This is a genomic window from Halomicronema sp. CCY15110, assembly GCF_016888165.1.
Taxonomy (GTDB): Bacteria; Cyanobacteriota; Cyanobacteriia; order Phormidesmidales; family Phormidesmidaceae; genus Halomicronema.
In genome coordinates this window covers 23,641-31,992 of sequence record NZ_JACSWC010000169.1, presented here as the reverse complement: position 1 = coordinate 31,992, position 8,352 = coordinate 23,641, and the positions used below count along the sequence as shown (strand labels likewise).

At 56.2% G+C, this 8,352-nt stretch carries 7 protein-coding genes; 2 read left to right on the top strand and 5 right to left on the bottom strand.

Going from position 1 to position 8,352, the window contains the following annotated elements; translation table 11 throughout:
• Positions 1-1,165: 1,165 nt before the first annotated feature.
• Positions 1,166-1,924, top strand: a complete 759-nt coding sequence (locus JUK32_RS04780; RefSeq protein ID WP_204137712.1) for a response regulator transcription factor — start codon at positions 1,166-1,168, stop codon at positions 1,922-1,924.
• Between the two features lie 100 nt (positions 1,925-2,024).
• Here JUK32_RS04780 and JUK32_RS04775 read toward each other — a convergent pair whose 3' ends face one another.
• Positions 2,025-2,678: a DUF938 domain-containing protein gene (locus JUK32_RS04775; RefSeq protein WP_204137711.1), complete on the bottom strand. Its 654-nt coding sequence runs from the start codon at positions 2,676-2,678 to the stop codon at positions 2,025-2,027.
• Between the two features lie 175 nt (positions 2,679-2,853).
• A complete protein-coding gene (locus JUK32_RS04770) occupies positions 2,854-3,462 on the bottom strand; it encodes a GNAT family N-acetyltransferase (protein WP_239112335.1) in 609 nt (202 codons plus the stop codon).
• Between JUK32_RS04770 and JUK32_RS04765 the strand changes: the two genes are divergently transcribed.
• Positions 3,461-6,655: a DEAD/DEAH box helicase gene (locus JUK32_RS04765; protein ID WP_204137710.1), complete on the top strand. Its 3,195-nt coding sequence runs from the start codon at positions 3,461-3,463 to the stop codon at positions 6,653-6,655. The genes JUK32_RS04770 and JUK32_RS04765 overlap by 2 nt on opposite strands.
• 48 nt (positions 6,656-6,703) lie before the next feature.
• Here the strand turns inward: JUK32_RS04765 and JUK32_RS04760 are convergent, their stop codons facing one another.
• From JUK32_RS04760 to JUK32_RS04750, 3 genes are all read right to left on the bottom strand, one after another.
• Positions 6,704-7,123, bottom strand: coding sequence for a hypothetical protein (locus JUK32_RS04760; RefSeq protein ID WP_204137709.1), 420 nt, complete (start codon positions 7,121-7,123; stop codon positions 6,704-6,706).
• The gene (locus JUK32_RS04755) at positions 7,080-7,265 is read right to left on the bottom strand and encodes a hypothetical protein (RefSeq protein WP_204137708.1); all 186 of its coding nucleotides are present in this window, start codon (positions 7,263-7,265) and stop codon (positions 7,080-7,082) included. Before JUK32_RS04755 ends, JUK32_RS04760 begins: the two co-directional genes overlap by 44 nt.
• Positions 7,266-7,327: 62 nt before the next feature.
• Positions 7,328-8,257, bottom strand: a complete 930-nt coding sequence (locus JUK32_RS04750; protein ID WP_239112334.1) for an AEC family transporter — start codon at positions 8,255-8,257, stop codon at positions 7,328-7,330.
• Positions 8,258-8,352 lie beyond the last annotated feature (95 nt).

The window sequence follows — 8,352 nt, the reverse complement described above, 5'->3', positions numbered from 1 at the left end:
GAGTGGACGAGCCATCTTTTGTGCTTGAAATCAGTACTCCTATATTCTGCTTCACCTCATAGGGAATTGGTATAAGTAACCAAGGAGCAGTTAGCTCCGAGTTCAAAAGACAAGCCAGTTCACGTTAAATAGGAGGTTGAAATCGATTTAGCGTCTGATTTGGTTTCATCAAAGACAGCAGCATCCACGCAGATTTTTGATATTTCCTCTCAATAAATATCTGGGAGTAATGGAGTAAGTGTTTACTTTTGGCTCTTCTGAGCATACGCACTGAAACAACTCTGAGAAAGCTCTACCAAGCATGAGGAAATCACTCAAATAACTGAATTGGATGCTGCTGCCGTATATTTCACTTTTAAAGTAAACGTTGAGAATTTGCTGAGCCGAAAGTTTGGCAATCTCTAGCAAATTTATCGAAGATACTAAGCGTTCCAATTTATTTTTCCTAGCAGCTCATTCATATTTAGCCGGTCGGTTTAGCGGCACCACTGCTCTCGGTGTCGCTAATGTATTCCACCTAAAATCATCCCGACTCAGCAGTACTGATGCCGCTGATCAGCGGGAGGGAGCAGTTCCAGTCGTCAGATTTCGGACAGGCAATTATCTGGAACACTCTTAGCCCCCGTGACCACCTGGGTCGAGACTCGACAGTGGCTTGATTTCCGGTGTCGGGGTGACGCACCCCAATGTGCCCGAATGCCCCAAATGCCCCAAATGCTTTCAAACACTGCGGCCTGGAACTGTTCCGGCGCTCTGGCAGGGAAGCTGGCTGGTCGCTAGCGGCTAGCTCAAAATGCCCCAATAATGCCGTCAATAATCGCTCCCCCACTGTTGGCGAGGTCAAACCAGGGTTCCGAATTTTGGCGGTTTGGGGAACTCCTAACGGGCCAAGATTAAGAGCCAGAAGGTCAAGATTTAACCTAAAGATGAGCTGGTCTTAAGCCGCGCCTCAGACGATACATCCACAAGGCATGGTGCTCATAATCAAAGTTTTTCCACATCTAGGCCGAGGTGCTGTTCAGGGGCTTGATGACGTTGATGGCAATTTCTACTCGCTCACATGATGGGCCCGCTTTTCAACAATCATGGTGGCTCAAAACCACACTCGCATGAGGCGATCGCGCGCTGAGATACGGGGCAGGTCACGAAATTTATACGTTGCATCATGGTGCACAACTTAGAAAATCATTTAACTCCGGGAATTACGCTACAGCCAGACCACATCTTAGTGGTCGATGATGAAGCTTTGATTCGTGAGACGGTAGGACTGGCGCTGAGGGGGGAGGGCTATCGCGTCGCTGTGGCGGCTGATGGCACATTGGCGCTGGATTTGCTAAACAGTCTGCCACCACAGCGCCCAGACGATCTGCCACCGTTTGATCTAGCCGTTTTAGACTTGATGCTGCCCGGCGTCAGTGGGCTGGATCTTTGTCGTTTGATTCGTCACCGCAACTGGGACATCCCCATTTTGATTCTGAGTGCCAAAGCAAGTGAGACCGATCGCGTGGTGGGGTTAGAGGTCGGCGCTGACGATTACTTGGTTAAACCCTTTGGGATGCGTGAATTAGTCGCTCGATGTCGGGCTTTGCTCAGGCGTTATCGACGGGCGAAGGCGACGCCCAAACCTGCCGCTTTGAGTCATGGCGGAATCGTATTGTACTTAAACGAATATCGGGTAACGGTGGAGGGACACGAGGTGGCCTTATCACCCAAAGAATTTCGGATTTTGGAGCTGTTTATGCAGCACCCGAACCGGGTCTGGAGCCGCGAGGAACTGATCGATAAAGCATGGGGGGCAGATTTTATGGGCGATCGCAAAACCGTTGATGTCCATATTCGCTGGCTGCGAGAAAAGGTGGAAGCTGACCCGAGTAATCCCAATCACATCGTGACGTTGCGAGGATTTGGCTATCGGTTTGGGTGAAGCCAGTCATCGCCAGTCGAGGCATCTAGTCAAGCCGTGATGGCCGTGCTGATGGGGGGGGCGATCGCCTCAATAGGGCAACGGGAGCAAGGTTTCAAGTTCATGTTCCATCAGTCGCGTGGAATATCACCGATAGATTATTAGCGGGCATCGGAATCGTTGCTTGGAGCACAAATCCTGATGTTTGTGCAGTCTCACAAACGGCTTCGAGATCCCGGATACCCCAGGCGGGATTTTGCTGTTGCAGCGATCGGTCAAACGCTGCATTGCTCGGCGCTGTATGTCGTCCCCCTTGTTTGAAGGGACCATAGAGATACAGCACATCCCCCACCGTGAGCAGTTGAGCAGCTCCGGCAAAGAGCCCTTCACAAGCAATCCAGGGGGCAATATGAATCATGTTGATATTGACGATCGCCCGCAGTTCTGACACTGGAGTGTGCTGCTGCTGCCAAGTGGTCACGAGGTGAGGCCATTGGGCTTGGGTGACATCTATGGCTAGGGGCTCGTAAAGGTTGGGCGGCTGAGCGATCGCGCGCCAACTGGAGATGCTGTCCCGCGCGATGGGATTGGGATCGCTGGGCAACCATGATCGCGGCGCTAGCCGTTCGGCAAAAAATACGGCATGTTGACCAGTGCCGCTCGCAATTTCTAACACAGTGCCGGACGCTGGCAAATGCTCGGCAAGAACTGCGACAATCGGTTCACGATTGCGCTCAGCAGCGGGAGCATGTTGTCGTTTGTCGATCAATGACATGGCAGATAGTCAGCCGGGTAAAACCTGGTAGCTCGACCGATTGGCAGAGAATATGATGGCAAACTACCATCTCGCGGTGTCGGAAGCAGCTGCGGATTGACACCGCGAGATGGTAGTTTGCCAGGCGTGAACGGGCGCGAAAGACGGCAGACCCAGTGCCCTTGCGTCGTCACGCTCACGGGGCATTCACCAGCGATCGATGTAGCATGACTGCCTCCACATAGCGGCCATCGGGCAAACAGACCCCGTCCGGAATGCGGCCAATTTCTCGAAAGCCTAGCGATTCCCAGAGCCTTAATGAGGCGACATTGGTGGCAAACACCAGGTTATACATCACGGCCCGATAGCCGCGATCGCGGGCCAACTGCAGCATCGTCTCCCCCATCCAGCGCCCCAAGCCCTGACCTTGCAGCTTCGGCGTTACAATAAAGCCGGCATTTGCAATATGGCAACACCGTCCCGGAAAGTTGGGCTTAAGATAGAACGCACCGACAATATCGTCGCCCGATGGCAGCGCTGAGGCAGCGTCTAACCGACGCACGATGAAGGCCTCGCCCTTCAGCCAATAAGCCGCAAAGGCATCGACCGTCAGCGGCTCTGATTGCGGATAGCTCAGCCCCTCTGCTACGAACTGATTCAGCATGGCCCGCACCGTTTCAGCCTCGTGGGCCTGCATGACATCAAGACAAACAGGGATAGATGATTTCGTTTGGCGGTAAATTGGAAGATCCACTGGCGATCGCGCTAAGTCGGTAAGGTTTGTTGATAGATCTGAGTGTTGCATGGCAATCGTACACGGCAGCTGGTTACCCGAACATCAGCAGTTCTTTCTCTGGGGCGAAATGTGGCAGCGGCTGGAGGCCCGCGAGTTCCCCCCGAATCCAGAACTCCAAGCCCATCCGTTTTGCATGGCGATGCCAGAACTGTTGGAACAGCTCAAGGTCATTGGCGGCCTCCCAAAACCCTTTTGGGTCGCCATGGGAGAGAGTGGCGGCACGAAGCGGAACCGCAAAAAGTCCCCGCGCGGATTGGAACAACTTTTGTCTTTGCCCACAGCGCTCACGGCTGCAGCCTGTTTGCCCCAACACTCGGCAGAAGATTTGACTGAGGCCACTGAGGCCACTGAGGCGATTGCCCTCCACCCTTGGAAAGTTATGGGGATCTGGCTCACGCCGACGGAAGCGGCGCAGTTTCTCGAAAGCTTGCCCCTCGGGCAGCGAGCAGTCGCGGGCGTAGAAATTGGCGAGGACTTACGCTTTTGGAGCCACGCGGCGCGGTGGAGTCTGGATTTGCAGGCGCGGGGCAAATTTCTGCCCGCGATCGCCATCACGCCCCAGAAAAAAACCGTGGCCCCGTGGCAACTTCTATTAGACAGCGACACCGACGCCCAACGACTGCAACTGTTTAGTGGCCATCTACCCCTCAGTTGCCGGACTTATCAGTCCGTGCCGAAAGCTCGCAAGGGTCAACCCCTCGGCGTGGCGGTGCCGCTGCCGACTGCCGCCACCGATCAGCTCTACGACTTTATGCAGCAGATCGTAGATGCTCAGGTGCGATCGCAGGCTCAACCCGTCGGCAGCAATGACGTGCTCAGCCCTGAATTACCCCTGCGGGAATGGCTGGCCGCCCTCAGCAGCGAGCAAGATCCTGAAATTGAGAGTAGCGCGATCGCCGCCGCTCGCCTGCGGGATGCCCTCACCACCTGGACCATGCCCCTGCAAAGCAGCGTCGACGAAAATCGCTTTCGCGTCTGCTTTAAGCTAGAGCCCCCCGCCACCGACGACGACTCCTGGCACCTCGGCTACTACCTGCAATCCCGCGACGACGACGGCTTTCTCGTACCCGCCGACACCCTGTGGGATTATCCGGTTGACCAGGCCGTGATTGATGGGCACCCGATTCCCAACCCCCAGGAAACCCTACTCGGGGGGCTCGGCCGGGCGTCCCGATTTAGCGATCCCGTCCGCGAGAGTCTGCAACAGCGGCGACCCAACCGCGCCCCTTTGGATCCGGCTCAGACTTTTGTGTTTCTCAAAATGACCCTGCCGCGCCTGCGCGACAGCGGCTTCGGCGTCGCCCTACCCCCCGGTTTGGAATCCCCCAGCGAAGATAATCGCCTGGGCATTCAAGTCGCCGCCGCCGCTCCGAGCCGCAAACAGCGCCAGCGGTTGGGGCTCAAAAGCTTGTTGAACGTGGAATGGGATCTTTCCCTGGCGGGCAAAAAGCTGTCACAAAAAGACTTTGAAAAGCTCGTCGCCCAAGAAACCCCCCTGCTCGAAATTGACGGTCAATGGGTGGAACTACGGCCCCAAGACGTTCGCACCGCCCGCGACTTTTTCAAACGCCGCGACACCCCCATCGAACTCAGTGTCGAAGATGCCCTGCGCCTTAGCACCGGCGATACCCAAGTCATCGACAAGCTGCCAGTGGTCAAGTTTGAGGCGTCGGGCATTCTGCAAGACCTGATTTCGACCCTGACGGAAGGCAACCAATCGCTGGAACCGATTAGCGAACCCGACGGGTTCAACGGCAAGCTGCGGCCCTACCAGGCGCGAGGCGTCTCCTGGCTCACGTTTTTGGAACAATGGGGCCTGGGGGCTTGCCTGGCCGACGACATGGGCTTGGGCAAAACCATTCAGCTCATCGCCTTTTTGCTGACGCTGAAGCAGCGGGATTTGCTGACTGGCCCGGTGCTGCTGGTGTGTCCCACCTCGGTGTTGGGTAACTGGGAGCGCGAGGTTCACAAGTTTGGCCCCGAGCTGAAAGTGCTGATGCACCACGGCGATAAGCGATCGCACGCCGCTGTGTTTGCCCGTAAGGCCAGGGGTGCCAACATTGTGCTCACTAGCTATGCCCTGGCCCAGCGAGATTTGAAGGATTTCGAGCGGGTGGAGTGGCTCGGCGTGGTGCTGGACGAAGCCCAAAACATCAAAAACCCCGATGCCAAACAGTCGAAAGCCGTGCGGCAAATCGAGGCCCAATTCAACATTGCCCTCACGGGTACCCCGGTGGAAAATCGCCTGGCGGAACTCTGGTCGATTATGGATTTCTTGAATCCGGGCTACCTTGGCCCCAAAAACTTTTTCCAAAAGCGGTTTGCCACCCCGATCGAGCGCTATGGCGACACGGCCTCGCTGAAAACGCTGCGATCGCTCGTCCAACCCTTCATCCTGCGCCGCCTGAAAACCGATCGCACCATCATTCAAGACCTGCCCGAAAAGCAGGAAATGACCGTTTTTTGCGGGTTATCGAACGAACAAGCCCAGCTATACCAGGCCACCGTCGAAAAAGCCATGCGCGACATCGAAGCGGCAGAAGGCGTGCAGCGGCGCGGCCAGATTCTCGGGTTGCTCACTAAACTGAAGCAGATCTGTAATCACCCCGCCCAGTTCCTCAAAGAAGCCAAAGACCCGCTGGCGGCGGGGCGATCGGGCAAGCTCCTGCGCTTTGATGAGATGGTCGAGGAATTGCTAGATGAAGGCGATCGTGCCCTCATCTTTACCCAGTTTGCTGAATGGGGCAAACTGCTCCAGGCCCACTTAGAGCGCACGTTTGGTCAAGAAACGCTCTTTCTCTACGGCAGCACGTCCAAGAATAAACGGGAAGAAATGGTCGATCGCTTTCAGCATGATCCCAGCGGCCCGCGCCTGTTCATTCTGTCCCTCAAGGCCGGGGGCGTCGGCCTCAACCTCACCCGCGCTAACCACGTCTTCCACTTCGATCGCTGGTGGAACCCCGCTGTGGAAAATCAGGCCACCGATCGCGCTTTCCGCATCGGCCAAACTAAAAACGTGCAGGTACACAAGTTCGTCGCCACCGGCACCCTGGAAGAAAAAATCCACGACATGATCGAATCCAAAAAGGCCATGGCGGAACAGGTAGTCGGCGCGGGCGAACAGTGGCTCACCGAACTCGACACCGACGCCCTCCGCAACCTGTTACTGCTCGATCGCACTGCCATCATCGACGAAAGCTAATCGGCACAGTCATCGACCCACCCACCACCGTTATCGGTTCGTCAATCCCTATAGGACCTGAGGGGGGTCTGTTTCTTCGACTTCAAGCTCCGGATCTTCTGAGTTGATTGGCTCCGGTGAGTCCATCGGTTCCGGCAGGGGCGCTTGGGTGACCAACCGACATTCACCGTTGGGTCGGCCCAATAGTCGGCGTGACAAATAGATGAACGCGCCCCCCACCAGGGGGACGGCAGGCATCACAATCAGCCACACCACGGAGGGGGCTTCGGTCGGTGAGGCCGCCTCCCCAGTCACCTCGACACTGACATTGGCCGGAGCCAAATTTGCCATCATCGGCGACTGAATGGTCATTTCAGCAGTTGTCTGCGGTACGGTTTTCCCACAAGCGATCGCGCTGGGGATCGTAGCTGCCAGGACGCAACCGCTACTCAAACTCACCAGTGTCCACCAGCCAGCGATCGTCCCCAAACGCCTTCCTCCCCTCGCTATCAGGGAGGCAGACTGGTGTATCGGTGAGTTCATGACAGATGCGGGGGACGGCGATCGCGATACGGTTCGTTGAGTTGGGGCAGGCATGGGTCAGCACAACGGCGACGGAGCAAGTGTCCACATATTTTAAGGGGTGTGGCTAACAATACCAATGATGGGAAACCCGCTGGGAAGGTTGCCAAATCAGACTGGGAAGAGCCACAGCCAGAGCGGCAAGGTCGCTAACAAGCACGCTGAACTGACGCCTAGACAAGTCACTGCGAGATCGCGATCCAGTTCAAAAGTCTCGGCTAGCACCAGTGTGGCAAAGGCCGCAGGCATCGCTGCCTGCAAGATCATGACCAAGCGAGGTGCCCCCCGCCAACCCAACAGAGTGAGCAAGACACCAATCACCGCTGGCGCGATCGCCATCCGAATCAACGTGGCCATGAGTGCCGGACGCATTTTTTGCCACGATCGCAACTGCTGAAGTCGCATACCCATCAGCACCAACGACAGCATCACCATCGACCAGGCAAATCCCTGGAGTCCCCGGTCTAACCAGTCGGGAAAGGCGACAGGACGGAGCAACAGACCCAGAGCAAAAGCAGGAAAGGTCGGCGCTCTCACCAACGCATCCAAGCTTTGCCGCCAGGGCGACAGCGATCGCCCCTGACCAATGCCCTGTCCGTAATAAGCCCCAATCATGGCCCCCAACCCGTAAGCCCCAAAAAACGTGCCCAAAAGATCGTAAAAAACCGCCCAGCCAAAATAAGCGGTGCCCAACTGGGGCAGCAGCAAAATAATGGGATAGCCAATGTAGCCGGTATTGCCCACCATGGACGAGAGTAAAAAGACCCCTTTGGCGGCACTAGACCAATGTCGGGCACTGATTTGTAGCCAGCCCCAAGCTAATGCAAAGGCGACGATAAAGGTCACCCAAGCCATGACTGGGGCAATCCACACGCCCCCGGAAAGATCAGTCTGGCGCAAAAAGTGAATCAGGCTACCAGGAACGCCCAGCCAGAACAGAAAGCGCCCTAACCAGAGCGGCGTCTGGGACTGCCAGGGTAAGTGACGAGGCGATCGCGCTCCTAGTCGGCCCAGGAGCACACTGACCCCAGCGCCAAGCATTACCCCACCACATAAGGGGGCGTAAATTTGAGCCAAAAACCACACACATACACCTCTATCAGGGCCTTAAGGGATAAAGGTAAAATGCCGACAGA

Coding starts and splice junctions, on each gene's coding strand:
- JUK32_RS04780 (WP_204137712.1), top strand. CDS start 1,166: ATGGTGCACAACTTAGAAAATCATTTAACTCCGGGAATTACGCTACAG.
- JUK32_RS04775 (WP_204137711.1), bottom strand. CDS start 2,678: ATGTCATTGATCGACAAACGACAACATGCTCCCGCTGCTGAGCGCAAT.
- JUK32_RS04765 (WP_204137710.1), top strand. CDS start 3,461: ATGGCAATCGTACACGGCAGCTGGTTACCCGAACATCAGCAGTTCTTT.
- JUK32_RS04770 (WP_239112335.1), bottom strand. CDS start 3,462: ATGCAACACTCAGATCTATCAACAAACCTTACCGACTTAGCGCGATCG.
- JUK32_RS04750 (WP_239112334.1), bottom strand. CDS start 8,257: ATGCTTGGCGCTGGGGTCAGTGTGCTCCTGGGCCGACTAGGAGCGCGA.